Source organism: Glutamicibacter sp. NPDC087661 (assembly GCF_044743275.1).
GTDB lineage: Bacteria > Actinomycetota > Actinomycetes > Actinomycetales > Micrococcaceae > Glutamicibacter.
In genome coordinates this window covers 325641-352511 of record NZ_JBIUWE010000005.1, presented here as the reverse complement: position 1 = coordinate 352511, position 26871 = coordinate 325641, and the positions used below count along the sequence as shown (strand labels likewise).

Genomic DNA, 26871 nt, shown 5'->3' with positions numbered 1-26871 from the left:
TGGCAGGCCGAAAGCCTAGCGCTGGGAAGCGCCGAACTTCTCGGTAGCCGCAGCCACCGCGGCGGCACGAGCCTCGGAGGCCTCGTCGGCGGTCAGGGTGCGGTCGGCGGCACGGAACCTCAGGCCGAAGGCCAATGACTTCTTGCCGTCTTCGATGCCCTGGCCCTGGTACACGTCGAACAGCGCGATGTCTTCGAGCAGTTCACCGGCGCCTTCGCGAAGGGCGGCAAGCACATCTCCAGCCACGACGTCCTGGTCGACAACCAAGGCCACGTCCTGGGTAGCCAGCGGCTGGGCGGACAGGTGCTGCTGGGCAACAACCACTGCAGGTGCAGCAGCCATCAGTGCGGCAGCATTCAGTTCCATGGCCACGGTACGTGCTGGCAGGTCCTGGTCCTTGAGCAGCTGCGGGTGCAGTTCACCGGCGTAGCCAACGACCTGCCCGGAAACCTTCAGTACTGCAACACGGCCCGGGTGGAAGGCCTGGTGGCTGCCCTGGGCAACCTCAAGCTCAACGCCGAGGACATCTGCTGCGCAGTGCGCCGCATCCAGCGCGTCGGCCCAGTCCCAGGCACGCGGTGCGAAGCCGGCCGCAGCCGATGCTTCGCGGCCGGTGAGAACCGCGGCCAGGTGCCATGGCTGGTCAGGGACGCCGTTGAACAGTTCGGCCAGGACCTCATCGCTTGGCTTTTCACCTAGCGGAGGCAGAACCGAGGAACCCAGCTGCGTACCTGGCAGGAAGACGAGGCCGCCTTCATACAGTGCCAGGTCGCGGAAGCCACGGCCGATGTTGCGGCGAGCGGTTTCCAGCAAGCCCGGCAGCAGCGAGGTGCGCAGGAAGCGGAATTCCTTGGAAATCGGGTTGGCCAGCGAAATGGCCTTGACCTCGGTACCGGCTTGCGCAGCACCAAAGGTGCTGTTCTGCGCTTCGGAAACGAATGGGTAGTTCAAGACCTCGGTCAGCCCTGCATCTGCCAAGCCCTGCAGCAGGCGGCGGCGCTGGGACTGGGCGCGGGTCAGGCCACGGCCCGGAGGGGCCACAGGCAAGGTCGCCGGGATCTTGTCATAGCCGACTACACGGGCTACTTCCTCGACCAGGTCTTCCTTGATGTCCAAATCCGGGCGCCAGCTTGGTGCGGTGACCAGGAAGCCCTCGGCGTTCTGCTCAACGCTCGCGCCGATGCCTTCCAGCGCGGTGATGGTCTGCTCATCGGTGTAGTCCACGCCGATCAGGGCTCCAGCGAAACCTGCCGGCAGCTGGATCTGGGTGTCGGAAGGAATCTGGCCCGCGTCGGTGGCCTTGGTGGTTTCGGTGCCGCCGGCCAACTGCACCAGCAGGTCCACGGCACGCTGGGCCGCGATTTGCATGATGCGTGGGTCCACGCCACGCTCGAAGCGCTTGGAGGCTTCGGAAGGCAGCTTGTGGCGACGGCGCGAACGGCCGATGGACACGGTGTCGAAGTGCGCGGCTTCGATCAGCACGCGGCTGGTCGAATCCGAGACCTCGGTGGCCGCGCCGCCCATGACGCCGGCAATGCCAATGGCGCCGGACTCATCGGTGATCAGCAGGTCCTCGACCGACAGCTCGCGTTCCTTGGCATCCAAGGTCACCAGCTTTTCGCCGGCGTTGGCGCGGCGCACGGTAATCGCACCGGCAAGCTTGTCAGCATCGTAGAAGTGCAGTGGCGCGCCGAGTTCCAGCATGACGTAGTTGGAGATATCGACTACCAGCGAGATCGAGCGCATGCCGGCCAGCTGCAGGCGCGAAGCCATCCAGCGCGGGGTCGGGAGGCTCGGGTTGATGCCGGAGACCTCGCGGGTCACGAAGCGGGTGCAGCCCGGTACGCCGTAGATCGGCGCTTCGTCGCGGAGAACTACTTCATGGCCGGCTTCGGTGGCTTCCGAAACGGTCACGATCGATGCGGGATCGGTGAAGGAGGTGCCGGTGGCCAGCGCGTATTCGCGCGCTACGCCGCGGATCGAGAAGCAGTAGCCGCGGTCCGGGGTCACGTTGATCTCCGCCGCCTGGTCATCCAGGCCGAAGAGCTCGAAGACGTCGGTGCCCAGTTCCGGGTCCAGGCCCAGCTTGGACAGGACCATGATGCCGTCGTGGTCTTCGCCGATGCCCAGCTCGCGGGAGGAAGCGATCATGCCCGCCGAGGTGTGGCCATAGGTCTTGCGCGGGGAGATCTTGAAGTCCCCTGGCAGCACGGCGCCGGGCAGGGTGACAACGACCTTGTCGCCTTCGACGAAGTTGTGCGCACCGCACACGATCCCCTGCACGCCCGAGGGGTCGATGCCCTTGCCGGTCAGGGTCTGCTCGGCGCCTTCTGGAACCACGCGAACCTGGCACCAGTTGATGGTCTTGCCATTGGAGGCAACTTCCTTTTCCAGGGAAATCACCTGGCCGACCACGATGGGGCCCGAGAGCTCATCGCTTGGACGGTGGACATCTTCTTCTTCGAGGCCGACCTTGACCAGGTCTGCCATGACGTCTTCAGCCGATGCGTCGGCTGGTACCTGCGCGTATTCGCGCAGCCAAGATAGTGGAATACGCATTGCTTAGATCTCCATCCCGAAGTGCTGGCTGAAACGGATGTCGCCCTCGATCATGTCGTGCATGTCTGGGACATCGTTGCGGAACATGAGCGTGCGCTCGATGCCCATGCCGAAGGCGAAGCCGGAGTACTCTTCGGGATCAATGCCAGCTGCGCGCAGCACGTTCGGGTTGATCATGCCGCAGCCACCCCACTCGATCCAGCGCGGTCCGCCCTTGGCACCTGGGTGCCAGATGTCCAGCTCTGCCGATGGCTCGGTGAACGGGAAGTAGGCAGGGCGCAGGCGGATCTGCGCTTCGGCACCGAACATCTGCCGGGCGAAGTGCTCCAGGGTGCCGCGCAGGTCGGCCATGGTCAGGCCCTTGTCCACGGCCAGGCCTTCGAACTGGTGGAAAACCGGGGTGTGGGTGGCATCGAGCTCATCGGTGCGGAAGGTGCGCCCAGGGCACAGCACGTAGACCGGCACATCGCGCTCGAGCATCGAGCGGACCTGCACCGGGGAGGTGTGGGTACGCAGCACCAGGTGCGCGTCGGCAGGCTCCACGAAGAAGGTGTCCTGCATTTCGCGGGCAGGATGGTCCGGCTTGAAGTTCAGCGCGTCGAAGTTGAACCATTCGGATTCGACTTCCGGGCCCTCGGCGATTTCCCAGCCCATGCCGACGAAGATGTCGGATACACGGTCCTGCAGGACCGAGAGCGGGTGGCGGGCGCCAACGCTGCGGCGGCGGGCGGCCGCGGTGACATCCACGGTTTCTTCGACCAGGATGCGGGCGGCTTCGGCTTCTTCGAGCACGGTGGTGCGGGCAGCCAGGGCCTTGTTGACCCGTCCGCGGGCACCGCCGACGAGCTTGCCGGCAACAGCCTTCTGGGTCTTGTCCAGCTTGCCGATCTGGCGGTTGGCCAGGGACAGCGCGGACTTCTCGCCGGTGTGGGCCAGGCGCGCTTCCTTCAGCTCGTTCAGGTCGCCAGCGGCCTGGATGGCTGCCAGGGCGGCATCGACCGCGCCCTGGATGCCGGCTTCATCGGTTGGGTGCGGAACATTGGACTCCCCGACAGGAGCTTGTTCAGTTGTCTGATCAGACATGGGATCGATCGATCCTTACTCTTATCTTGTACTTACGCGTAGAACACTTTGCTTCCATTCTATGGCTAAGGGCCCGTGATCGTTTCACCGATGACGGGCCCTTGGCGTGAAGCTTCTTACCTTGAAGCAGGATTGCTGCTAATTAATGCGATTCCTTGGCACCCTTTGGCGCGAAAGCGGCAACGAAGACGAAGGTCAAAACCAGCAGCGCCCCGCCGAATACTGCGGAGTAGAACATGGTGTGGTCGACCTTGGCGGTGGCCTGGTAGGCGGCGGCGCCCTTGATCATGTCGAAGGTGACGGTGTGGTGCTCGACGGTGCCCGGGGTGTGCGAGGTGACTGCGCCGGGGAAGGTGACGTGCAGGTTCGCTTCGGTGAAGGAAGAATCCACGGTGGCTTTGTCGCCCGGCATCGAGAAGGAGTATTCCTTCCCGTCATCGCCCAGGTTGATTTCGAAGCCGAAGACGCGGAATGCGTCAGCCAGCTGGACGTAGGTCATCGGGCTGGTGGTTTCAAAGCGCAGGCCGACGTTTTCGCCATCATCGATGTTGCTGTAGCTCCACTGGTCCCCCAGCTGCTGTTCCATCATTTCGATGTCGATCTGGCTCTCGAGGACTTCTTCAAAGCTGACGCCATTGAGCGTCGACTTGTGCAGGGTCAGCTGCATGGCCCCGGCGACCTTGTCTTTGCCCAAGACGTCGACTTCTGCGTTCATGTTGACGCAACCAGAAAGTGCTAGGACGGCGGCGAAGGCCAGAGCGATAACGCTCATAAATCGCTTCACGAAAAGTGCTCCTCAAAATATCGGCTATAGGCACAGTGCCAGAAGTTGGCGCGGTAACAAGCTTACGGGTGTTTAGTGCTGCGCCCCGGCACGTGCCTGGGCCAGGCATGCCGCCACGATCGGCGCATCGGCTGGAATCCACGGGACGACGGCGGACAGCGAGTCATCGAGTTCCAGCCAGGCCAGCTGGTCATGCCCGTCCAGGGTCGCTGGCTCGCCCTCGGTGATCTGGGCGAACCATATGCGCATGGCGGCCTTCTCGTTCAGCTGCCACCCTTGGGGATGCGGGCCTGGGATGGGCGCGCCAAGACGCATCTGCACCCCGAGTTCCTCGCGCAGCTCGCGGTGCACGGCCTGGACTTCGCTCTCGCCGGGTTCGACTTTTCCACCAGGGAATTCCCAGAGCCCGGCAAGGGCTTGAGGGCGGTTGCGGCGCGCGGCCAGGAGCTTGGTGGGCCGGGCCAGGTCATCGACGATGGCCACGGCAACAATTTGCTTGAGTTCAGCTGCCATGGGAGTCCAGTGCGCTCCGATTCGCTGAGCGCTGGGCGCGGGCCGAAGCGTACAGGCAGACGGTGGATGCGGTACCCACGTTCAGGGATTCGGCAACACCGTAGAGCGGCACGGCCACGCGGTAGTCGGCGGCGTCCTTCTCGTGCTCCTCCAGCCCCTGGCCTTCATTGCCGAACAGCCACAGGGTTGGCGCTTCCAGCACCGGCTGTGCTTCTGGCGCTTCGGTGCCTGGCTGGCTTGCACGCAGCACGGCGGCATCCTGCAGGGTGTCCAGGTTGTGGGCAGCATAGCCGTCGGCGGCCAGGATCTGGCTTCCGGTGGTCTTCGCGGCGGCGACCAGGTGGTCGAATTCGATGTTGTTCAGCACCGGTACGTGGAACAGCGAGCCGGCGGTGGAGCGCACGGCCTTCGGGTTGTAGATATCCACGCTGCCCTTGGTCAGGATCACCGCATCGGCTCCGGCGGCATCGGCGGCACGCAGGATGGTGCCGGCATTGCCCGGGTCCTGGATGCGGCAGAGCACGGCGATCAGCTTCGGCTTGGTGTCCAGCACCTCGCTCAGCTGCGGCTGGGACATGGCGACCACGGCAAGAATGCCCTGCGGGGTCTGGGTGTCAGCCATGGCGTGCAGCACTTCGCCGGTGACGATGCGGGTTGGAACCTTGGCGCTATCGAGCAGCTGCACGAATTCTTCGTGGCTCTCCAGAAAGCCGCCGACAACATAGACGCCCTGGACCAGGTTGTCGTCCTCCAGATGGGCCTTGAGTGCTTCGCGTACCGCCTGCGGGCCCTCAACGAGGTATTCGCCGGTGGCTTCGCGCCCCTTGCTCTTGGCCAGACGCGCGATGGCCTTGACTCGTTCGGCGCGTGGATTGGACATCACTTCTGGAGGAAAACTGCTCATGTCTCGAGAATACCGGTAGAAACACGCAAAGGGCGGGTCCGCGCTGTGCGCGGGACCCACCCTTCGGTGTGATCTGTCCTACCTGAGCCTCAGCTCAAAGGGAGAAGAGATTTACTTCATCTGCTGACGGGATTCGCCGCCAGCTGGTTCGAAGCCTGCAGCCTTGGCAGCTTCGATGGAGTTGAACCAGAACTCGGCTTCGGTCTGGTCGTACCAGGTCGAGCCTGGAACGTGGTACTTGTTCGAGCCGGCGTTGCCCTTGATGATGAAGCCCTCAGGTGCGTCTTCGCCTTCAACGGCCTTGACTACGCCTTCGCCCTCGACGGACTTGGCAGCAGCCTTTGGAGCCTTGGCAGCCTTAGGTGCAGCAACCTCAGCAGCGGCAGCCTTTGGGGCGTTGACGTCAGCTGGAAGTGCATCCTTGGCAAGCTTTACCAGGGTAGCGAAAGCGTTCGAGTCCGAAACAGCCAGCTCTGCGAGCATACGACGGTCAACCTCGATCTGAGCAGCCTTCAGGCCCTGGATCAGACGGTTGTAGGTCATGCCGTTGGCGCGGGATGCAGCGTTGATGCGCTGGATCCACAGGCGGCGGAAGTCGCCCTTGCGCTTACGGCGGTCGTTGAAGCTGTAAACGAACGAGTGGAGCAGCTGCTCCTTGGCCTTACGGTACAGGCGCGAACGCTGACCGCGGTAACCCTTTGCGCGTTCCAGAACGACGCGACGCTTCTTGTGGGCGTTTACTGCCCGCTTCACACGTGCCACGTGTGTACTCCTTCAAGTCAGTTCCCCAGTGCCCGCGATTTTGCGGGATGGGTGAAATCTATGGGTGGTGGGGTATTGCTTCCCCGTATTGCGAAAGGGAGAGCTTAGAGGCCCAGCATCCGCTTGATGGTCTTTACATCGGCCTTAGCGACGATCTGGTCAGAAGCCAGGCGACGGGTAACGCGCGAGGACTTGTGCTCCAGGTAGTGGCGACGGTTGGCCTGCTGGCGAGCGAGCTTACCGCTACCGGTGAGCTTGAAGCGCTTCTTGGCGCCACTGTGAGTCTTGAACTTCGGCATAGCTGCCGTTCTCCTTACGTGCTCCACCCGGTAAAGCACCGGGTGGGGATCATCCGAAGCGGGCCCCGATAAAGGTGACCGCTGTTGTTCTCTTGTAGTTGGACCTTCCCGGAAGAAGATCCTTCACCGTGAACGGTGACGGGCTCGAAAGCCCAACAGGCTTGGCTAGGCGTCGCCTTCAGCTGCCTGACGTGCCTGCTCCAACTTGGCGCGGGCTTCATCATCCATGGAAGCTGCGACATTCTGGCCCTCGGTCTCAGCCGGAGCGTCGGTGCGGATCTTGCGCTTGGCCGCGCTGCGGCCACCCGACTTCTGCTGCTGTTCGCGGCGAGCCTCTGCCTTGTTCTTCAGCGGACCAACAACCATGACCATGTTTCGGCCATCGATGCGCGGGCTGGACTCAATGATTCCAACTTCGGCGACGTCTGCTGCAAACTTTTCAAGCAAGCGAATGCCCATCTCTGGACGCTGCTGCTCACGACCACGGAACTGGATCATGGCCTTGACCTTGTCGCCGGCGCCCAGGAAGCGCAGTGCGTGGCCGACCTTGGTCTCGTAGTCGTGGGTGTCGATCTTCAGGCGGAAGCGGACTTCCTTCAAGACCGTGTTGGTCTGGTTCTTACGAGCTTCGCGAGCCTTGACAGCGGCTTCGTACTTGTACTTGCCGAAATCCATCAATTTGCACACTGGAGGCTTGGCGCTGGGTGCCACCTCGACCAAGTCCAGATCGGACTCGAGAGCAAGACGAAGCGCGTCCTCGATACGGACGATGCCTACCTGCTCGCCATTAGGGCCGACGAGACGTACCTCTGGCACGCGAATGCGCTCATTAATGCGTGGATCGCTGATGTGTCACTCCTGAAATTCGTAATCCATGACCGCAAACAAAGAAGGCCCCCGTCTGCGATTGCAGGCGAAGGCCAAAAAGAACGACAAAGCCGAACACGGGATTGCTCCTGCGTAAGCGCTTGGGGAATGCATTGCTGCAATCCTGCCGAAATACCCGGAAGCCTGGAAACGGCGACAGCGGGTGGGAGTTGGCCTCCACTTGCATGGCTCAATACTAGTACGAATCCCACATCCAGTGCTAGCTGGAGAACTGCGAGAAGTACCGGCATCGAGTCGGTCTGTGACAAGCTTAGCAGTATGACTAACGAAGACACCAACTCGCACCAGCACGCTGTCGACCAGCAGGTGCGCGATATCGCAGAAGTTGCAGCCGTTGAAATCATCACCACGGCCGCCGTCCACCTGATGAGTGCAGCAGCAGTCAAGTGCGGACTTGCAGAGGGCGAAGATGCCAATGAGCTGAAGGATCTCGATGAGGCCCGCAAGCTGATCACCGCACTGGCAGGCCTAGTCACCGCCGGTGCGCCTGAGATCGGCTCGCAGCACGCAGCGCCTTTGCGTGACGGCCTGCGCAGCCTGCAGCTGGCCTTCCGCGAAGCTTCAATCATCCCGGATGCACCAGGCAAGGGCCCGGGCGAGAAGTTCACCGGACCGGTCAACTAGGTAATATTGGCTGAATTTTAAGAGATTAACATCATGGACTCGTTTCCCCAGGGAAACGGGTCCATTGTTGTTCGGATCACCAAGCTAGGTTGGAATCATGCAGATGCTGGAACAACCAGTGATCGACGCCGGCGCTTTCCGGCTCCGCCCCTTCCAGCCCAGCGACATTCCTGCCGTGAGGCAGGCCTCCACGGACCCCTACATTACGCAAATCACCACGGTCCCGGCGCAAGGAACTGAAGCCGGCTATGCGGCATTCATCGAGCGCCAGCACCGCCGGGTGGCCGAGGGCAGCGGGTATTCATTTGCCATAGCCGAAACGGCCACGGATTGTGCCGTTGGGCAAATCGGCTTGTGGCTGCGCAATGCCGACCACGGCAGGGCCAGCATCGGGTATTGGATCGCACCGGAGCACCGCAGGCGCGGCATTGCCAAGCACGCGTTGGCTGCGCTCGGCGCCTGGGCATTGGAGCATCCGGGAATCGACCGGATCGAACTCTACGTGGAGCCGTGGAACGAGGGGTCGTGGCGGGCCGCTGAAGCGTGCGGCTTCCAGCGTGAAGGCTTGCTGCGCAGCTGGGAACAGGTGGGCACCGCACGCAGGGACATGTACATGTACTCGCGGCTCAGGGCGACTCCAAGAGCCTAGGCGATCGTTTCCAGGCGACGGCGGCGGGCGCGGCGAACGCGGCGGCGGATCTGCTGCGCAATCAAGGCAATCACCACGACCACTGCAGCCATGGCGCCGATGCCAAGGAAGGCCGGGGCGGGTCCGAGGTTGTCGACGAATATGCCGGTGATCGGCGATCCCAACGCGGTGCCAGCGGTCATCGCAGAGCCATACCAGCCCATGGCTTCGCCGCGACGCTTTTCGGCCACCAAGTCGGTGAGCCACTCAGAGGCCGCCGACAGCGTCGGCGCGCACAGGAAGCCGGGGAGTGCGGAGAACAGCGCCAATGACCAGGTATCCCACGCGAAGTACATGGGGATCGTCAGCACGGCCATGCTCAGCAGCAGCACCAGTGGAGAAATAACCCGCTTCATCGACCCGTAGATCAGGCCGCCGACCAGCGAAGCTCCGCACCAGAAGAAGAACACCAGACCCAGCTGGTGGCTCTGCGCCGACGCATCCAATTCGGCCACGATGGCCACTTCTGTGCCGGTGAGCAGCATGCCTGCTCCGGCCGCGGCAATGAATACTGCCAGGACCGAAGCGCTGACCCAGTTGAAACGGTTCTTGAAGTTGCGACCACGCTGCTTGATGCGGGCGCGGGCAGACTTCATGCCGGCTGCGATCAGCTCGCCCTCGACTTCGGGTACACCCATCGGCGCGGCCGCAATGAAGCTGGCCTCCGCCCCCAAGCGTTCCTCGTGCACGTTGGCCCGCGAGGCGATCGCCTTGGGATCATCGCTGCGCGTTGGCGGATTCAGGATCATCAGCGCCAACCCGGCAACCGTCGAGGTCACGCCGATGACGCTCAATCCAATGACGCTGCTGATCTGGGTGGCGACAATGCCGGCGCTTGCAGGTCCGACGATGAACACCAGTTCGGTGGCGGTGGCATCCAAGGCGAAGGCGGTACGGCGTTGTTCGCCGGTGGTCATGATGCCCAGCGCGGTACGCACCACTGAGAAGACCGGTAGCGCGAAGAGTCCGCCGATGAAGGCCAGCGGGTACACCCAGACCAGTGGAACATGCGGCACCGTGCACCAGACGAGTGTTTCGACGATCACCGATGGGATCATCGCGCGGCGCAATCCCCAGACATCTACGCGGGCACCGCGCCACGGGGCGCCAATGGCGATGCCCAAGGTCATGACGGCCGTGACCAGACCGGCCGAAACCCAGGATTGGCGGAGGTTGTTCACCAGATGCAGGAGCAGCAGCATGCTCAATGCGGAGTGCGGAAGTCGGGCAATCATGCCAATCAGCAACAAAAGTGAGATCTGCGGTTGACGCAAAATCTGCCAATAGCTTTTCATGCCCGGAAAGTTCCTTGTCTGGTCGAAAGGAGCCCGCCGGTTTAGTTCGGCGCGCTGTGCAAACTGAGTTCGAGGGAATCCACTGCTTCAGCGAATTCGGTGTTTTGGGACAAACGTCCGTGGATTGCGCGAGTCGTCTCGCGAGCGTCGTTCTCGCTCGTTCCGGGAGCAAAAACAAACTGCAAGTTCAGTTCCGGTCCGGGACCTCCGCCAAGGACCACTTGCCCGTCCTTGCTGCGTGAGCCGACTCCCCTGCCCGGGGCAACCTTGACGGTCTGCAACTGGCCAAAGCCTTCGGTTGCATCCTGCACCACGTTGGCGATCTGCTGGTTCTGATAACTCGGAATCCAGTCGATCTGCTTGGCCAGGTTCCAGACCCCCGGTCGTCGAAGCACGAAGGTGAATTCGCTTCCGGGATCGAGTACCAGCAGCTGGCATTCCTCGCTGACTGCCGAGAGGGCCGCCCGCGGGGCGTAAACCGCCACTGGTCGAGCTTCCTTGTGCCAAGCCTGCAATCGTTCGACGGTCGTGAAGATCGGCAGGGCCATGCGGCCATCTGGAGCCTTGATTTTCACCAGCGCCATATCGGCTTCCTTGTCGGATGCGAAGCCGTGTTCCGTCATGGCTTCTTCGCCGAGCTGGGCTACCACCGCAACGAAAACGCGTGCCTCGGACAAGGATTTATGCACCTCGCCCTCCCCTGCGCTGCCATCGCGCAAGGCCGCCAGTGCGGCAACGACGTTGGCGTCGGCCTTGCCGTCGTCCTTGTCGAAATTATGCAGGGGGTTGCCTTCACCGCTCAGGTCCCGGCCTTCCCAGTCCTGACCGGCAGAGTCGGTGCTAGAGCCTGCCTGCGCCAGTGCAGCGACAATATGTCCCGGCAGGTGGCGTTTGGGTGCAGATTCAGGTTGCTCGGTACTCATAGCTCCATGCTATCGGTGGTTTCGGGGTTGTTGGAGGGAAGTTTCAAAACTGCAGTCATGAGCTTGGACACCCCTATCCGATGATTTCAGATTTCTTTCCCAGCACCTGCGCGCAGTCGCGGGCCCGAGGAGGGAAAGACCGGGATCCGCTTTCACGAATAAAAAAAGACGATTCAAAAGCGCGAGCTCCTGAATCGTCTTTCCCTGCTGCAGCATGGGGCCTAGCGGCGACCTGCTACATCGAGCGCTTCTTGCAAGGTGAATTGGCCCGAGTACAGCGCCTTGCCCATGATGGCTCCTTCGATGCCTTCTGGAACCAGCTCGCGCAAGACCCGGAGGTCTTCGAGCGAGGAGATGCCGCCCGAGGCGACAATCGGCTTGCTGGTCTTGGCAGCGATTTCGCGCAATAGTTCAACGTTCGGTCCGCGCAGGGTGCCGTCCTTGGTCACGTCGGTGACGACGTAACGGGCGCATCCGGCATCTTCGAGGCGGGCCAGAACATCCCACAGGTCGCCTCCGTCCTTGGTCCAGCCGTGGCCGGACAAGGTGGTTCCGCGCACGTCCATGCCCACGGCGATCTTGTCGCCGTGGCGGGCAATGGCCTGCTTGGTCCATTCCGGGTTCTCCAGCGCGGCGGTTCCGAGGTTGACGCGGGTAGCACCGAATTCCAGGGCCCGGTCAAGTGAAGCGTCATCGCGGATACCGCCGGAGAGCTCGACCTTGATATCCAGTTCCTTGGCAATGCGCTGGACAATCTCAACATTGCTGCCACGGTCAAAGGCTGCGTCCAGGTCGACCAGGTGCAGCCATTCAGCGCCGGCATTCTGCCAGGAGAGCGCAGCTTCCAGCGGGTCGCCGTATCCGGTCTCGGAACCGGCTTCGCCCTGGACCAGGCGCACTGCCTGTCCGCCAGCGATATCTACTGCAGGCAAAAGTTCGAGGATTGGTTGCTCGCTCATGATGTCCTTAGTGAAGAAGTAATGTGATTAGTAGGTCAAGGACCAGGCTGCGATCAGGCTCAGGCCTGCAAGTACCCACAGCGCGATGATCCATGAGATATGGGCCTTCTGGCTCTTCAGCGAAATGGCTCCGCCAATCAGGAAGGCCCCGACAACGCCCAGAATAAGGGTCCACATGCCTAGAGCGTCCCCAACCAATTGCGAAGCAGCTGCGCGCCAGCGTCCCCGGACTTCTCCGGGTGGAACTGCACTGCCGATAGCGGGCCGTTCTCGACGGCGGCCACGAAGGGCGTTCCGTGCGTCGACCAGGTCACCTGTGGCGGGGTCATCGCTGGCTGCGTTACGTCGAATTCCCACTTCTGAACAGCGTAGGAGTGCACGAAGTAGAATCGTTCACCCTCGATGCCGGCGAACAGCTTGGATCCCTCCGGCGGGCGTACCGTGTTCCAGCCCATGTGCGGGATGACATCTGACTGCAGGCGTTCAACCTTGCCCGGCCATTCGCCAATGCCTTCGGTTTTCACACCGTGTTCCACGCCTTCTTCAAAGAAGACCTGGTGTCCCACGCAGATACCCAAAACCGGCAGGCCCCCGGCAATGCGGCGACCGATCCAACGCAGGGAACCGGTTTTGGCCAGCTGCTCCATGACCGAGGCGTAGGCGCCAACACCGGGGACTACCAGGCCGTCGGCGGCCACGATCTTCTTCGGATCTGCGGTCAGTTCCACTTCGGCGCCGGCGGCTTCCAAAGCGCGCACAGCGGAGCGGACGTTGCCGGACCCATAATCCAGGACAACTACTGTTTTCTTTTCCACTTACAGTGCACCCTTCGTGGATGGGATCTTGTCGCCCATGCGCTCATCGCGCTCTACCGCTTCGCGCAATGCGCGCGCGAAGGACTTGAACTGCGCTTCAACGATGTGGTGCGGGTCGCGACCCGAGAGCACCTCGATGTGAGCACAGATCTGTGCGTGGAAAGTGATGGCTTCGAAGACGTGACGGGTCATCGAACCGGTGAAGTGACCACCGATCAGGTGGTATTCCTGGCCCGCAGGCTCGCCGGAGTGCACGAGGTATGGCCGGCCCGACACATCGACTACCGAACGGGACAGGGCTTCGTCCAGTGGAGCGTAGGAGGTGCCGAAGCGGCGGATGCCGGCCTTGTTGCCCAGTGCCACGCGCAGTACTTCGCCAATGGTGATCGCGGTGTCCTCGACGGTGTGGTGAACGTCGATGTGGGTATCGCCGGTTGCACGCACGGTGAGATCGATGAGCGAATGCTTGGATAGCGCAGTCAGCATGTGGTCGTAGAACGGCACCGAGGTGCTGATCTCAGAGACACCGGTGCCATCGAGGTCCAGTTCAACGAATACGGACGATTCGCTGGTCACGCGTTCCATGCGGGCGCGACGTGCGCCAATCAATTCGGCAGACATGTCTTCCTTCGCTTGTCTTTGATTACTTCTGCGAGCCGAGCAGTTCGGCAAGTCGTTCCAAGAAGGCTGTGGTTTCCGATTCGGTTCCTGCCGTAACACGCAAGGTTCCCGGGATTCCATTGTCGCGGATGATGATGCCGGCTTCCAACAGGCCTTCCCAAATCTTGTGGGGGTCTTCGACGCCACCGAAGAAGACGAAGTTGGAGTCGGAGACCGATGGCTTGAGGCCAAGTTCCTTCAGGCGCGCGACGATGCGGTCCCGCTGGGACTTGATGTCCTCGACCTGGGCCAACAGCAACTCGATGTTCTTCAAGGCCGCGATGGCGGTTGCCTGGGTCACTGCCGACAGGTGGTACGGCAGTCGCACCAAGCGGATGGCATCGGTGACTTCTGGCGCAGCGGCCAGGTAGCCTACGCGCGCACCGGCCAGGGCGAAAGCCTTGGACATGGTGCGCGAGACAATCAGCCGCTGGCGGCCTTCGAGCAGGCTCAGCGCCGAGGTGGTGCTGGCCAAGGAGAACTCGGCGTACGCCTCATCCACGATCACCATGCCGTTATGCTCGCTCATGGCTTCATATACCGCGGTGATGACGTCCAGGCCAAGGGCCGTGCCGGTGGGGTTATTCGGAGAGCAGAGGAAAACGATGTTCGGCTTGTGCTCGCGAACCTGTGCGGCTGCGGAATCGGCGGACAACGTGAAATCTGCGGCGCGTTCACCGGCGATATATTTCGTGTCAGTACCACTGGCAAGCAGCGGGTACATGGAGTAGGTTGGGCCGAAGCTCATCACGGCACGGCCGGGGCCGCCAAAGGCTTGCAGGATTTGCTGCAGGATTTCATTGGAACCGTTAGCGGCCCAGATATTGTCCTTGGTGAGCGAGTGGCCGAGGTAATCGGCTAGGAGTTCGCGAAGCTCGGTGAACTCGCGGTCCGGATACCGGTTCAACATTGCCGCCGCCTTGGCCACCTCTTGTGCAATGGCATCGACGACTGTCGGTGGCAACGGATGGGTGTTCTCGTTGACGTTCAGCTGGATGGGCACGTCAATTTGTGGTGCGCCATAAGGGGATAGCCCGCGGAGATTCTCACGCAAGGGCAGCTGACTCAAAAGTTCACTGCGGTCATTCACGCATCAAGTCTACGTGCGCAGCGCGCCTGCCGGTGAATCCGCTACGGCCACAGGTAACAAACTCGAAGCAGGCTGGGGAAGCTAGCCGGCAAGGACCGGAATCGACAAGGTTTCGCCAACCTGGATTTCGCTGCCGGTCAGGGCATTGAGTTCGGCGATGTGGCCCACTGCCGAGGTCACGTCGTAACCGGTGGCGTAATCCCGGGCCAGGCTCCACAGCGTATCCCCTGGAATAACGGTGACATCAACGGTTCCGACTCCAACAGGAGTATCGGCTGCGGCATGCGCGTCAGAGGCAAACATGGAGATGAAGAAAGCTGCGGCGATGGTGAGTGCGAAAATGGGCATACCCACAAGCACGGCCCATCCGCGACGGTTGATGCGGATCTTCAGTGGTGCCTGGGTCTGATTTGAGTCAAGTGCGACGGTTGCCATGACTTTGTCTCCTCAAGAAATTCAAGTGATGCGAATTTGTATTCGAAAGCGTAGATTCGAAAGCGTAGATTCGAAAACTTGTTCGAACCTCGTATATCTGTTCTAACAGAGGTTTGCGGAACTTGTCCAGAAGTTTTCGAACAAATCTTTGAAAGAAGCTCGCTTATCTACTAAGATTTCGAAGTAGACGAGCAATGAAAACATCTCACCATCTAGCGCCGACAGTTTGGACTTACGAACTTTCGAATGATTGCTAGGGAAGGCAAAATCTCATGTCAGCTTCACAACGCACTCCCCGATCGAATGCACGTTCGCTGACGATTCGCCAAAAGAAGATCCTGGAGACGATCCAGCGGTCAATCGGCAAGAACGGTTATCCACCATCGATGCGTGAGATTGGTGACGCAGTAGGGCTCAAGAGCCTTTCGAGCGTCACCCACCAGCTGAGCCAGCTGGAAAAGCTCGGCTATATCCGTCGAGATCCACGCCGTCCGCGCGCAATGGAAATCCTGCTGCCTCTGCAGCTGGCCGAAGACGCCGAGAAGGCCGAAGTTTCGAAGCCGGTCGAGCCAGATGCCAGCGAAGACGCCAAGATCATTGAATTGAGCACTTCCGCTGACACCACCATGGTTCCCCTGGTTGGCCGTATCGCTGCCGGCGGTCCGATCCTTGCCGAACAGTCCGTCGAAGATGTTTTCTCGTTGCCTCGTCAGCTCGTAGGCCACGGCGAACTGTTCATGCTCAAGGTTTCCGGCGATTCAATGGTTGACGCTGCGATTTGCGATGGCGACTGGGTAGTTGTCCGCCGCCAGCAGACGGCGGACAACGGCGACATCGTAGCTGCCCTGCTCGATGAAGAAGCCACGGTAAAGACTTTCCGGCAGCGTGACGGGCATACCTGGCTGCTTCCGCAGAACTCGCGCTACGAACCAATTTTGGGTGATGCCGCAACGATCATGGGACGCGTCGTCTCGGTGATGCGCTCGCTCTAGAATACGTACGGTCATTGCGCTGGTGCTTGGCACCAGCGCAATTCTCGTTTAACCCGCTATTGGCCGGCGTTCAACTCGAATTGAGCGGCCGCCGAGAAGATCATCCAGCGTTGGATTGCCGCCGAAAGCCGGCGTGGTTCCTGGTCAGCCAGATGGCGCGCCGTTGCCATGACCAGCCTCCTGGCCTGCTCCCGGCTCCGGGCTTCCAAGCGGCCATCATTACCGGCGAGGGCCAGATATCGGCAGAGTATCCCCGCGAACAGGTTGCCGTCTCCCCCGCTGTTGAACGAGAGGACCCCGGCAGCAGTTGACAGCGATTTCGTGGTGGCATCGATCAGTACTTTAGCGTGAGCCAGATCAGCAGGCTCGCCAAGCTCAAGCAATGCCCCGAGCACCAGGCCCTGGTTATAGGTGTAGACCGCTGGTTCCACGGCGTGTCCCTGCGTGGTCAACCGAAGTCCGTCCAGATACAGTCCTCGCTCCACGCTGAACAGATTCTTTTCCAGCCACTGGAGAAGCTCTCGCGCGGTCTCTTTCTCCCCGGTACGGGCAAAGAACAGTGCCGCCGGCGCGTTGGCTGGCGTGTTCTTGAAATCCCGCTTTCTGGACCAGTGCAGGCCGCCGTCCAGCACCCCATCCATGCCGGCATGGAGCTGCCGTCCCAGCGTCCGAACTGCCGCCTCGGCAGGACGGCTCCTGTGTCCCGTCACCAGCTGCGTGAACTCTGACAGGCGGCCGCTGGCCAGGGCAAGCCAAGCCATGTCGTCGAAGAAGTAGTTGGGCAAGATCCCGAAGTTTCGAATTCGAATGCCGCGCAATAGGCCGTTGGCCCGGGCAAGCGCTTCGCGCGCCCGGTGTTCGTTGCCTTCGTCCCAGTACGATCGGCCCTCATCGATGATGGCATCCAGATAGTGCGCCTGCCACCAATAGTTCCACTCCGCAAGCGGGTGCGCGAAACCATTGAGATTGCTGAGCATGCTTCCGTCGCGCAACCGATGCGCTTTGCTGTAGCTCTGTCCAATCCACGTTCCGGGCAACCCCATGAGGCGATGCCCGAACCGCTGGTGGGTGTCGATCGCGGCTTGGTGCGCCAATTCCTGCATGGACTCCATGGTGCCTTCCGATTCGAGCTTCATCAGTTCTTGTCACAGACCTTAGTGCATCTGGAAGCATCATGCTGGTACCGGTTAAAGAACTTGAGCTGTCCCGAAGGACAGCTCAAGTTCATATTCTGGCCGCGGCTATTTCCCGCCCGGGTTCAATCGCTTGAGAACACCAGTGATGACCTTCTTATCGACAGTCGGCCACATCGGCGGCAGGGTAGCTTTCAAGAAGCTGCCGTACCGCGCCGTGGCCATGCGCGAATCAAGGATCGCCACAACGCCCTTATCCCCGACCGAACGAATCAAGCGCCCAGCACCCTGGGCCAGGCGAATCGCCGCATGGGTGGCGGCAACCTGCATGAAGCCATTTCCGCCATGCTTGGCCACGTCCTCGGAACGGGCCTTGGAGATAGGATCATCCGGGCGCGGGAAAGGAATCTTGTCGATGATGACCAGCCGGCAAGAATCGCCTGGCACGTCCACGCCCTGCCACAAGGTCATGGTTCCAAACAGGCAGGTGTCGCGTTCGCTGCTGAACTGTTCGACCAGCGACTTCATGCTGGCTTCACCCTGGCACAAGATTTCCACGTCCAGGCGCTCGCGCAAGATGCTTGCCGCTTCCTCGGCGGAACGCTTGGAAGTGAACAGCGCCAAGGCGCCGCCACCGGAGGCCTTGATGAGATCTTCGATCTCATCCAGCGTCTCCGCCGCCAGTTGGCGTCCTGGCTTGGGCAGGTGCTTGGCCACGTAGAGGATGCCCTGCTTGGGGTAATCGAAAGGGCTGCCAACATCTACGCCGGTCCATGATGGAGCGCCGGAGCCCATCAGGCCCAAGGAGCCTGCTACCGAGTCGAACTGCGAGCCAATGGCCAAGGTGGCGCTGGTCAATACGACCGTGCGCCCGTCGAAGAGGCCCTCGCGCAACTTGCCGGCCACCGACAACGGTGCCACGTTCAAGGTTGCAGGCTGGCTCTCATCGGCCTCGACGTAGCCCCGGCCTTCGACAAACTCCCGCGGACGGGTGGTGTACAGGACCTCGCGGCGTTCTTCGGATTCGAGCATGCGAATCGCATCATCCATCACGGCCTGCAGCTGGGAGCGGGCAGTCTGGCGGCCGCCATCGGCCGGTGCATTGGCTTCGGGCTTGGACAGCGCCAGAGCCAGCCGGGCCTGCTCCACGATGTCGTTCAGGGCGATGCCCATGTCTTCGCGCAGACCATGTTCCAGCAAGCCTGTCGGCAACCCGGTCAGCGACTTTTCCAGGCGGTTTGCGGCCTTGACCATCTCATCCGCATTGATACCGCAATGGCGCTTGGCACCGCCAGCGGCGGTAAGCACCATGCGCGAGGAGAGCGCGCCCGAAACCGAGCTGGTCACGCGATCTTGCAGTTCGTGGGCCTCATCGATGATCGCGACTTCGAAGTCCGGGAGAACCGAAAGCCCCTCGAAGGCCGAAACCGCCAGCAACGCATGGTTCGTAATGACCACGTCGGACTCGGCGGCACGGGCACGCGCCATTTCCGAGAAGCATTCGTCCGCCATCGGGCACTTCTGCGAGCCGAGGCACTCCATGGCCGAAACCGAGACCTGCTTCCAAGCCTTGTCACTAACCCCGGGCACCAGTTCATCGCGGTCACCCGTGTCGGTCTCTTCGGCCCATTCACGCAGTTTCATTACTTCGCTAGCCAGCGGCGAGTAAGTGGTGCCGGCAGGTATCGCCGGCTCGTCCATGGAAAAAAGAGTGCCTTCGTCATCCGGGTATCCGCCGCCGAGCTTGTACTGGCACAGGTAGTTCGAGCGCCCCTTGAGCAGCGCGACATCCATCGGGCGCGAGAGCTTGCCCTTGAGCGAGTCGAGTAATCGCGGTACGTCACGGCCGACAATCTGCGATTGCAGCGCCAATGTCGCGGTGGAGACGATCACTGGCTTGGCGCTGGTTTGCGCGTGGGCCAGTGCCGGAATCAGGTAGCCCATGGACTTGCCCGTTCCGGTACCGGCCTGCACCAGCAAATGCTTTTCGTCTTCCAACGCGCTGACCACGTGCTTGACCATTTCCTGCTGGCCGGTGCGCATGGCGCCGCCCATGGAAGTGACCGCGGCCTCCAGGAGCCCCAGGGCCTGCTCTTGCTTATCCATGAAGGTTGAAGGTCTCCAACTCTGCGGCAAAGGAATCGCGCACCTTGACGATCAGCCGGGTGCCCTCCTCCAGGTGTTCGCTTTCCAGGATCTCGGATTCGCTCTGGTGCAGCTTGGCGATCAAATCCCCCCGGTTGTAGGGAATGAGTACCTCAAGCTGGACTCCGGGGCGTGGAATCGAGGAACTGATCTTTTCCAGCAGCTCCTGGATGCCTTCACCGGTATGCGCAGAGACAACCACAGTGTTGGATTCCTTGTTGCGGATGCGTTCGATAACGAACGGATCAGCCACATCAGCCTTATTCACCACGATGATCTCTGGGATGTTCAACGCGTCGACTTCGCCGAGCACGGTGCGCACGGCCTGGATCTGCCCTTCGGGATCCGGATGGGACCCGTCAACGACGTGCAGGATGAGATCCGAATCGGCGATTTCCTCCAAAGTGGAACGGAAGGCTTCCACCAGTTGGGTCGGAAGGTTGGAAACGAATCCCACGGTATCGGCCAGGGTGTAGGTCAGCCCGTCTTCGGTCGCCGACTGGCGAACGGTCGGGTCCAGGGTAGCGAACAGCGCGTTCTCCACCAGCACACCGGCGTTGGTCAGTCGGTTAAGCAGCGATGACTTGCCAGCGTTGGTGTAGCCGGCAATGGCTACGGCCGGAACCTCATTGCGCTTGCGGTTGGCACGCTTGGCTTCGCGCGCAGGCTTCATGGCCTTGATCTCGCGGCGCAGCTTCGCCATGCGGTCGCGAATGCGGCGGCGGTCCATTTCAATCTTGGTTTCACCCGGTCCACGCGAACCGATACCGCCACCGGCGGCACCCACGCGGCCACCGGCCTGGCGGGACATCGATTCTCCCCAACCGCGAAGGCGCGGCAGCAGGTATTCGAGCTGGGCCAGTTCAACCTGCGCCTTGCCCTCTCGCGACTGGGCATGCTGCGCAAAGATATCCAGGATCAGGCTGGTGCGGTCGATCACCTTGACCTTGACGATATCCTCCAAGGCGCGACGCTGCGAAGGAGCCAGCTCTGCATCGACAACCACGGTATCGGCGCCAGTGGAAGCAACAATTCCGCGCAGCTCTTCAGCCTTGCCCGAGCCGAGGAAAGTCGATGGGTCCGGCTTGCTGCGACGCTGCACCAGCCCGTCCAGGACCTCCGAGCCGGCGGTCTCTGCCAAAGCGGCGAGCTCACGCAGAGAATTCTCGGCGTCGGTGACGGTGCCGTCGCTCCAGATGCCAGCCAGCACGACGCGTTCCAGGCGCAGCTGGCGGTACTCGACTTCGGTGACGTCTTCCAGTTCCGTGGACAGGCCTGCGACGCGGCGCAGCGCACGGCGGTCGTCCAAATCTTCCTGGTCCCCGTCGAAATGGGTGAGGCCGGAGGAAAAACGGTTCAGTGCAGAGGCTTGCCCGGCGAAGATGGAACTCTCTTCTTCGCCGAAGTGCTGGACCTGCGGGCTCTGCGCATCGTCGGCTGCGAGGATTCGATCGATGGCGGCCTGGATCTGGGCATCATCCATAGATGCCGAATCGTGCTCGTGTGACTCGGAGTTAGTCATGGTCTCCTTAGAAGTACTTCGCTTTCCAGAATAGTGCGGGTGGGCCCCACTTTGCGACGTGGCGCGTTCAGTTTCGGTTGGTTCATCAAACATTCGTGGTCCTTTGCAAGGAGTAAAGGTCTATGAGCAGACAGGTGAATGCATGGTTACCGGTGAGCAAAGGCGAATGCGGGGTTCCAAAAAGAAGAACTGCCAAGAAGGGGAAATGACTTTGCTGTCTGCTGATTCATGCAGGTGGGCGCGCAAGAAGTGCACGGCCAGCTCGTGGAATCGCGGGTAACCAAGAGGATTACATATTAGACGAAAATGAAAGTCATAGGGAAAACTCTATCAGTGATATCGTGTCGTGCCTATATCGCTTTGCTCACGTTGGAGACCCTGTTCTTTGGGGTAACCGTACTGGGCGATAAACTTTGCCTATGACCTCGGATCACTACTTCACCGCCAGCCCGGCCTCGGCAGACGAACGTCGCACCATCGAAGTCGAGCTCAATGGCTCGCTGCGCAAAGTGCAGACGGCCTCCGGCATTTTCTCCCCTGCCGGGCTGGATAAGGGCACAGCGGTATTGCTGCAGTACGTGCCGGCCCCTCGCGGACGCATCCTGGATATCGGGTGCGGCTGGGGGCCCATCACCTTGGCCGCTGCCGAGCAGTCCCCGCAGTCCGAGGTCTACGGCGTCGACGTCAATGAGCGTTCCATCGATCTGGCCCGCTTGAACGCCACGGCGTTGGGCTTGTCCAACGTTGTTGTCGGCACTCCTGATTCCGTGGATCCGAACCTGGAATTCGACACCATCTGGTCCAACCCGCCCATTCGCATCGGCAAGGATGCCCTGCATGAGCTGCTGATGCTGTGGTTGCCGCGTTTGGCCCCGGGCGGCGAGGCCTGGATGGTGGTGCAGAAGAACCTTGGCAGTGACTCCTTGCAGAAGTGGCTGGTTGAGCAGCTTCCCTCGGAGTGGAAGATCACCCGCGAAGCGACCGCCAAGGCCTTCCGCGTGCTGAAGGTAGCGCGCCCGGCCTAGAGGACCGAAGGCAAACCGCAGATCGGCTGCCGAGCCAATCTGCGGTTCTGCGAAGAACCGGATCAGTTCTACTGCGCACCGAGGATCCCGCGCGCCACCAGATCCGCTGGGCCGCTGAGGATCGTATCTTCTCCGCCGCTTGCATTGCCGCGGAATTCAACGCCGACCACGCCGCCTGGCACCGCAACAGCCCACTGGTTGATCAGCGCGGTGCTGCGCGCCCAGTAGCGTACGGCAGCTGCAGCCGCGCAGGCACCGGTACCGCAAGAGAGGGTCTCGCCTACCCCGCGTTCATGGACGCGCATCTGGACCTGGGCAACTCCGTCTTCTTCAATCAGCGGTTCGGATGGAACCACGAATTCCACGTTGGTGCCGTGGGCAGGAACGGGAGATACCTCTGGTGCCTGGAACAGGTCCAATTCTTCGAGCATTCGGGCATCGGGCAACGCCACAACGGTGTGCGGATTGCCCATGGTGATGCTCAAGGCCGGCAGGGCCTGTTCCCAGCCACGCGGCTTGACCATGGAGTCCACGGATTTTTCGGCCGCGTCCTGCTCGAAGATCAGGCCCCAAGGACCCAGGTTCACTGCGTAGCCATCGACCAGGCGGGTAATTTCCTTGACCCCTGCACGGCTGCCGATTTGGAAGCTTTGCCCCACCTGGAGGCTCACCAGCCCCTCGGCAATCAGGTAGTGCGCGAAGGCACGCACGCCATTGCCGCACATTTCGGCGATGGAACCGTCGTTGTTCCGGTAATCCATGAACCAGTAGGCCTTGGGGTTCTCCAGGAACTGCTCTTCGTATCCCGGAACCTTGGAGGTTGGCACGGCACGGATGAGCCCGTCGCCGCCAATGCCGAAGCGGCGATGGCACAGGGCCGCTACCTGTTCGGGGGTGATGTCGAGCTTTGCTTCAGGGTCTGCAACCAGTACGAAGTCGTTGCCGGTAGCGTGGCCCTTGGCAAAATGTTGTCCAGCCAGCTGTCCTAGTTCGGTGCGGTACATCAATGCTCCTAGAGTTTTCCTGCGTATGTTGGCTAGCCAATGATCTTCAGCGTTTTTTCCAGCAGTCCCGGTTCGATCGGGTTCAGCCAGTTGACCCGCTGGTCTGCATTGAACCAGGTGATCTGCCGTCGCGCGAACTTGCGCGTGGCGATGATCGTCTGGTCGATGGCTTCGGCTCGGGTGATCAGCCCATCCAAATAGTCAATGTACTGCTGGTACCCGATGGCACGCGAAGCGGTCTTGCCTTCGCGTAATCCTTGTTCAAGAAGTCCTGCGACTTCTTCGGCTAATCCCATGGCATCCATCTTGTGCACGCGGGCCTCCAGGGCTTCGTGCAATGCATGCCGGTCATAGTTCAAACCGATCTGGATTGCCGGTGCGGCATACTCGCGTTGCGGCATGAAGGAGCTGAAGGCCCGCCCGGAAATCTCGTAGACTTCAAAGGCCCGGATCGCGCGGCGCAAATCCAGGTTGCGCCCAGCTGACACCGGGTCCACCTCGGCCAAACGGCGGCGCAGGGGTCCGTCGCCTTCGGCCTCGACCTCAGCCTCCAGCCGTTTCCTGACCCCGGGATCCGTCGGCGGGAAATCGATGACGTCAAGTGCTGCGCGCACATACAGTCCAGAGCCGCCGACCATCACCGGAATCTTGCCGCGGGCCTGGATTCGGGCGAAGTGGTCGCGGGCTTGGGCTTGGAAGGCCGCGACGGACGCTTCCTCGGTGATGGCCATGGTGTCGAGCAAATGATGCTCGATGCCGCCACGTTCATCCACCGGCAGCTTCGCGGTGCCGATATCCATGCCGCGGTAGAACTGCAGGGCATCTGAATTGACGATTTCCCCGCCCAGTTCCCGGGCCAGGGCAATAGCCAAATCTGACTTGCCGGTGCCGGTGGGGCCGACGATGGCGATGACCGGCAGGTTCGAATTGGTCATGTACTTAGCTACGCACTTTCAAGGTTGGCATGCCCAAGCTCGTGCGGCCGATGGAACCGTTCGCAGCTGGGGAAGGTACCCCGCAGCTTTCGGCTTGGGCACGGTCCCAGGCATCCCCGGCACGCGAACGGCGCAGGGAGTACTGGTCAGCGGTGGGATCAGAAATCAGGTGGAATGATGCCACTTCGGTAATAGGCAGGGTGACCAGATCGCCTGGGCGCGGGGCTTGGGCTCCGTCAGGCACAGAGAAGTGCACCAGGCGCTGGTCCTGCGAGCGTCCGGACAGGCGCCGGGTTTCCCCGGACTTGCGTCCGGACTGCTCGATGGCCATCACTTCTACGGTACGGCCCAGCTGCTTCGCATTCTCTGCCTTGGCAATGCGGTCCTGGAGCGCGGTCAGTCGCTCGTAGCGTTCCTGGACCACGGCCTTGGGCAGCTGGTCTTCAAGTTCGGCTGCCGGTGTTCCCGGCCGCTTGGAATACTGGAAGGTGAATGCCGAGGAGAATCGCGACGCTTCAACCACGTCGAGGGTGGCTTGGAAGTCCTCTTCGGTTTCGCCCGGGAAGCCAACGATGATGTCGGTGGTGATTGCCGCATGCGGGATGCGTTCGCGAACCTTTTCCAGGATGCCCAGGAATTTCTTGGACCGGTAGGAGCGGCGCATTTCCTTGAGCACCCTGTCCGAGCCGGACTGCAGCGGCATATGCAGCTGCGGCATCACGTTCGGGGTCTCGGCCATGGCATCGATGACGTCATCGGTGAAGGCCGCTGGGTGCGGGCTGGTGAAGCGCACGCGTTCGAGTCCTTCTATTTCGCCGCAAGCGCGCAGCAACTTGCCGAAGGCCAAGCGGTCTCCGAATTCCACGCCGTAGGAATTCACGTTCTGGCCCAGCAGGGTCACTTCGATGGCCCCATCATCGACCAGGGCCTGGATTTCGGCGAGGATCTCGCCCGGGCGGCGATCGCGCTCCTTGCCGCGCAAGGATGGGACGATGCAGAAGGTGCAGGTATTGTTGCAACCCACGGAAATGGAGACCCAGCCTGCGTACACGGATTCGCGTCGAGTCGGCAAGGTGGATGGGAAGACATCCAGTGATTCCAGGATCTCCAGTTGCGCCTCCTGGTTGTGGCGCGAGCGGGCCAGCAGCGTAGGCAACGAACCGATATTGTGCGTGCCGAACACCACGTCTACCCATGGGGCTTTCTTGACGATCGTGTCCCGGTCCTTCTGGGCAAGGCACCCGCCGACGGCAATTTGCATATTGGGGCGTTCGGCCTTCAGGTTCTTCAGCAGGCCCAGATGCCCGTAGAGCTTGTTGTCTGCGTTTTCACGCACTGCGCAGGTATTGAAGACGACGACGTCGGCTGCTTCTTCGGCCAGCTCTTCGGATTTGCGGCTTAGGCCCGCATCTTCCAGGAGACCGGAGAGCCGCTCGGAATCGTGCACGTTCATTTGGCAGCCGAAGGTACGTACTTCATAGGTACGGGGTAGTTCTCCACTGCCGATGTTGCTCAAGGTATGTTGCTCAGTCACTCTTCAAGATTACCGAAGATTGGGTACTGCTGAAATACAGGTGACCCTGGGACGCGCTCCGGCGTGCTGTTCGCAGCGCGTGCCCGCTAATCGCCGGATTCACCGCTTCCCTCGGAAGGGTTAGGATTGAATTAGACTATCAACTAGCCAATTCGGCCTATGAGAGAGATTTCCGTGGAAAACCATTCACCCCGCCCACAACCGGAACCCGAGAAATCCCGCCCATTGCGCTTGTCACGCGGCATGAAGGTCTTCCATATCTGGATGGTCGGAATATCCGCACTTTTCCTTTTCGCCATCCCGATCGCCATCGGCCTCCTCCCGCCGATGGACCACGAGACCGATGACCTGCTGTTCAATATCGGTGTTGGCTCGGTGCTTGCCGGGATCGCCGCCTTGATCCTGTGGGCATACCAGGGCATTGACGATTGGCTTGGACGCCGCAGCAAAGCACCTGCCCAGGATCCGAAGCGCAATCAGTAGCGGCTACCGAAGCGCTCTTCCCATTCTTCGCGCGCGACCTTGAAGGCCAAGCCGCCGTTGTAGCCTTTACGCCCCAGCATCCCTACTAGTCGGCGTAATGCCCTATCCCGATCTGCGCCCATGGATTCCGGGCGCAGTTTCGCGCGAACCAGTTCACGGGCCCGCTGCTCCTCGGCCTCATCATCAATCTGCTCAAGCGCTTCAGCGGCCAGTTCATCGTCTACGCCCTTGGTGCGCAGCTCGCGCTTGATCGCCCCACGGGCCAAACCGCGCGAGCGCGCGCGGGCAACTACCCACGACTTCGCAAAGCGTTCATCATCAACGAGATTGATCTCGGCATACCGGTCGATGACTTCATCAGCGATATCCTCAGGGCATTGGTTGTCAAGAAGCTTGTCCTTGAGCTGTTTCGCGGTCTTGTCGCTGGCTGTGAGCTGGCGCAGCAAAATGCCACGCGCCTTTTCCCGCCACTGGTCATCGCTGAGCTCTTCGGGCTCCCCGGCTTCGCGCGCCGCTTTTCTCGCTTCGCGTGCTTCGCGGCGTTCCTGCTTCGAGGGTTTGGCCGGTGCGGGCGCGGCAACAATCTGTTCCATCGCCGCACGCAGCTCTTCAACACTGCCCGGTTTCCTGGATTCCTCCGGGAAGCTGGCAATGGTGCGGGAGGTGCTGCCCGCTGGCATGGCTGGGGTTGCGGCGCGCCGGGCGGCGCGTTCCCGCCTAGCTGATTCCTCAGCCGCTTGTGCTTCCACTTCTTCCGGGCTGGGTTTTGCCCAGTCCGGCATGTCCTCGGGATCCCCCTGGAACTCTTTGGAAACGG

Annotated in this window: 28 protein-coding genes; 5 read left to right on the top strand and 23 right to left on the bottom strand. The window is 61.4% G+C overall.

The window, feature by feature from the left end:
• Positions 1-15: 15 nt before the first annotated feature.
• The 8 genes from pheT to infC all read right to left on the bottom strand — a co-directional run bounded on the left by pheT (position 16) and on the right by infC (position 7720).
• On the bottom strand, positions 16-2559 hold the full coding sequence (pheT, locus tag ACIOTN_RS15095) for a phenylalanine--tRNA ligase subunit beta (RefSeq protein WP_402735601.1): 2544 nt from the start codon (positions 2557-2559) through the stop codon (positions 16-18).
• A 3-nt stretch (positions 2560-2562) separates the two neighbouring features.
• A complete protein-coding gene (pheS, locus tag ACIOTN_RS15090; RefSeq protein ID WP_105661889.1) occupies positions 2563-3642 on the bottom strand; it encodes a phenylalanine--tRNA ligase subunit alpha in 1080 nt (359 codons plus the stop codon).
• A 142-nt stretch (positions 3643-3784) separates the two neighbouring features.
• Positions 3785-4414, bottom strand: coding sequence for an LppM family (lipo)protein (locus ACIOTN_RS15085; RefSeq protein WP_402735600.1), 630 nt, complete (start codon positions 4412-4414; stop codon positions 3785-3787).
• Between the two features lie 84 nt (positions 4415-4498).
• On the bottom strand, positions 4499-4939 hold the full coding sequence (locus tag ACIOTN_RS15080) for a (deoxy)nucleoside triphosphate pyrophosphohydrolase (RefSeq protein WP_402735599.1): 441 nt from the start codon (positions 4937-4939) through the stop codon (positions 4499-4501).
• Positions 4929-5819 carry an RNA methyltransferase gene (locus tag ACIOTN_RS15075; RefSeq protein WP_332503872.1) on the bottom strand — a complete coding sequence of 297 codons (891 nt, stop codon included), beginning with the start codon at positions 5817-5819 and terminating at the stop codon, positions 4929-4931. The genes ACIOTN_RS15080 and ACIOTN_RS15075 overlap by 11 nt, the downstream gene beginning before the upstream one ends.
• Positions 5820-5954: 135 nt before the next feature.
• Entirely contained in the window at positions 5955-6605 is a 651-nt protein-coding gene (rplT, locus tag ACIOTN_RS15070) for a 50S ribosomal protein L20 (protein WP_105658148.1), read from the bottom strand.
• 104 nt (positions 6606-6709) lie between these two features.
• A complete protein-coding gene (gene rpmI / locus ACIOTN_RS15065) occupies positions 6710-6904 on the bottom strand; it encodes a 50S ribosomal protein L35 (RefSeq protein WP_013348480.1) in 195 nt (64 codons plus the stop codon).
• Positions 6905-7069: 165 nt separating this feature from the next.
• Positions 7070-7720 (bottom strand): translation initiation factor IF-3, encoded by a 651-nt coding sequence (gene infC, locus ACIOTN_RS15060; protein WP_388023856.1) that lies wholly within the window; start codon positions 7718-7720, stop codon positions 7070-7072.
• Between the two features lie 330 nt (positions 7721-8050).
• Between infC and ACIOTN_RS15055 the strand changes: the two genes are divergently transcribed.
• Both ACIOTN_RS15055 and ACIOTN_RS15050 read left to right on the top strand, forming a co-directional pair.
• Positions 8051-8416: a DUF1844 domain-containing protein gene (locus ACIOTN_RS15055; protein WP_013348478.1), complete on the top strand. Its 366-nt coding sequence runs from the start codon at positions 8051-8053 to the stop codon at positions 8414-8416.
• Positions 8417-8513: 97 nt separating this feature from the next.
• Entirely contained in the window at positions 8514-9065 is a 552-nt protein-coding gene (locus ACIOTN_RS15050; RefSeq protein ID WP_402735598.1) for a GNAT family N-acetyltransferase, read from the top strand.
• Here the strand turns inward: ACIOTN_RS15050 and ACIOTN_RS15045 are convergent.
• The 8 genes from ACIOTN_RS15045 to ACIOTN_RS15010 all read right to left on the bottom strand — a co-directional run bounded on the left by ACIOTN_RS15045 (position 9062) and on the right by ACIOTN_RS15010 (position 15281).
• On the bottom strand, positions 9062-10399 hold the full coding sequence (locus tag ACIOTN_RS15045; RefSeq protein ID WP_402735597.1) for an MFS transporter: 1338 nt from the start codon (positions 10397-10399) through the stop codon (positions 9062-9064). The genes ACIOTN_RS15050 and ACIOTN_RS15045 overlap by 4 nt on opposite strands.
• A gap of 41 nt (positions 10400-10440) precedes the next feature.
• Positions 10441-11322 (bottom strand): SseB family protein, encoded by an 882-nt coding sequence (locus tag ACIOTN_RS15040; protein ID WP_402735596.1) that lies wholly within the window; start codon positions 11320-11322, stop codon positions 10441-10443.
• A 221-nt stretch (positions 11323-11543) separates the two neighbouring features.
• The gene (gene priA, locus ACIOTN_RS15035) at positions 11544-12281 is read right to left on the bottom strand and encodes a bifunctional 1-(5-phosphoribosyl)-5-((5-phosphoribosylamino)methylideneamino)imidazole-4-carboxamide isomerase/phosphoribosylanthranilate isomerase PriA (RefSeq protein ID WP_105658153.1); all 738 of its coding nucleotides are present in this window, start codon (positions 12279-12281) and stop codon (positions 11544-11546) included.
• A gap of 27 nt (positions 12282-12308) precedes the next feature.
• Positions 12309-12458 (bottom strand): hypothetical protein, encoded by a 150-nt coding sequence (locus ACIOTN_RS15030; protein WP_166650645.1) that lies wholly within the window; start codon positions 12456-12458, stop codon positions 12309-12311.
• A 2-nt stretch (positions 12459-12460) separates the two neighbouring features.
• Positions 12461-13096, bottom strand: coding sequence for an imidazole glycerol phosphate synthase subunit HisH (gene hisH, locus ACIOTN_RS15025; protein ID WP_105658154.1), 636 nt, complete (start codon positions 13094-13096; stop codon positions 12461-12463).
• Entirely contained in the window at positions 13097-13717 is a 621-nt protein-coding gene (hisB, locus tag ACIOTN_RS15020) for an imidazoleglycerol-phosphate dehydratase HisB (protein WP_013348471.1), read from the bottom strand.
• Positions 13718-13739: 22 nt separating this feature from the next.
• Entirely contained in the window at positions 13740-14846 is a 1107-nt protein-coding gene (locus tag ACIOTN_RS15015; protein ID WP_402735595.1) for a histidinol-phosphate transaminase, read from the bottom strand.
• An 81-nt stretch (positions 14847-14927) separates the two neighbouring features.
• A complete protein-coding gene (locus tag ACIOTN_RS15010) occupies positions 14928-15281 on the bottom strand; it encodes a LysM peptidoglycan-binding domain-containing protein (RefSeq protein ID WP_105658156.1) in 354 nt (117 codons plus the stop codon).
• A gap of 272 nt (positions 15282-15553) precedes the next feature.
• Between ACIOTN_RS15010 and lexA the strand changes: the two genes are divergently transcribed.
• A complete protein-coding gene (gene lexA / locus ACIOTN_RS15005) occupies positions 15554-16273 on the top strand; it encodes a transcriptional repressor LexA (RefSeq protein ID WP_105658157.1) in 720 nt (239 codons plus the stop codon).
• Positions 16274-16329: 56 nt separating this feature from the next.
• Here lexA and ACIOTN_RS15000 read toward each other — a convergent pair whose 3' ends face one another.
• From ACIOTN_RS15000 to hflX, 3 genes are all read right to left on the bottom strand, one after another.
• Positions 16330-17409: a glycoside hydrolase family 76 protein gene (locus tag ACIOTN_RS15000; protein WP_402735594.1), complete on the bottom strand. Its 1080-nt coding sequence runs from the start codon at positions 17407-17409 to the stop codon at positions 16330-16332.
• Between the two features lie 105 nt (positions 17410-17514).
• On the bottom strand, positions 17515-19512 hold the full coding sequence (locus ACIOTN_RS14995; protein WP_402735593.1) for an ATP-dependent DNA helicase: 1998 nt from the start codon (positions 19510-19512) through the stop codon (positions 17515-17517).
• A complete protein-coding gene (gene hflX / locus ACIOTN_RS14990) occupies positions 19505-21166 on the bottom strand; it encodes a GTPase HflX (RefSeq protein WP_388023879.1) in 1662 nt (553 codons plus the stop codon). Before hflX ends, ACIOTN_RS14995 begins: the two co-directional genes overlap by 8 nt.
• Positions 21167-21492: 326 nt before the next feature.
• On the opposite strand from hflX, the gene ACIOTN_RS14985 reads away from it, so the two are divergent.
• Positions 21493-22098 (top strand): methyltransferase, encoded by a 606-nt coding sequence (locus ACIOTN_RS14985; protein ID WP_332487909.1) that lies wholly within the window; start codon positions 21493-21495, stop codon positions 22096-22098.
• Positions 22099-22166: 68 nt separating this feature from the next.
• On the opposite strand, the gene dapF is transcribed toward ACIOTN_RS14985, so the two are convergent.
• From dapF to miaB, 3 genes are read right to left on the bottom strand one after another with little or no spacing between them, the layout of a single operon-like run.
• Positions 22167-23102: a diaminopimelate epimerase gene (gene dapF, locus ACIOTN_RS14980; RefSeq protein ID WP_133832953.1), complete on the bottom strand. Its 936-nt coding sequence runs from the start codon at positions 23100-23102 to the stop codon at positions 22167-22169.
• A 32-nt stretch (positions 23103-23134) separates the two neighbouring features.
• The gene (gene miaA, locus ACIOTN_RS14975) at positions 23135-24037 is read right to left on the bottom strand and encodes a tRNA (adenosine(37)-N6)-dimethylallyltransferase MiaA (protein WP_105658163.1); all 903 of its coding nucleotides are present in this window, start codon (positions 24035-24037) and stop codon (positions 23135-23137) included.
• A gap of 4 nt (positions 24038-24041) precedes the next feature.
• Positions 24042-25571, bottom strand: a complete 1530-nt coding sequence (miaB, locus tag ACIOTN_RS14970; protein ID WP_402735592.1) for a tRNA (N6-isopentenyl adenosine(37)-C2)-methylthiotransferase MiaB — start codon at positions 25569-25571, stop codon at positions 24042-24044.
• Positions 25572-25745: 174 nt separating this feature from the next.
• Between miaB and ACIOTN_RS14965 the strand changes: the two genes are divergently transcribed.
• The gene (locus ACIOTN_RS14965) at positions 25746-26054 is read left to right on the top strand and encodes a hypothetical protein (protein ID WP_402735591.1); all 309 of its coding nucleotides are present in this window, start codon (positions 25746-25748) and stop codon (positions 26052-26054) included.
• On the opposite strand, the gene ACIOTN_RS14960 is transcribed toward ACIOTN_RS14965, so the two are convergent.
• Positions 26048-26836: a regulatory protein RecX gene (locus ACIOTN_RS14960; RefSeq protein ID WP_105658166.1), complete on the bottom strand. Its 789-nt coding sequence runs from the start codon at positions 26834-26836 to the stop codon at positions 26048-26050. The two genes, ACIOTN_RS14965 and ACIOTN_RS14960, sit on opposite strands and share 7 nt — an antisense overlap.
• Positions 26837-26871 lie beyond the last annotated feature (35 nt).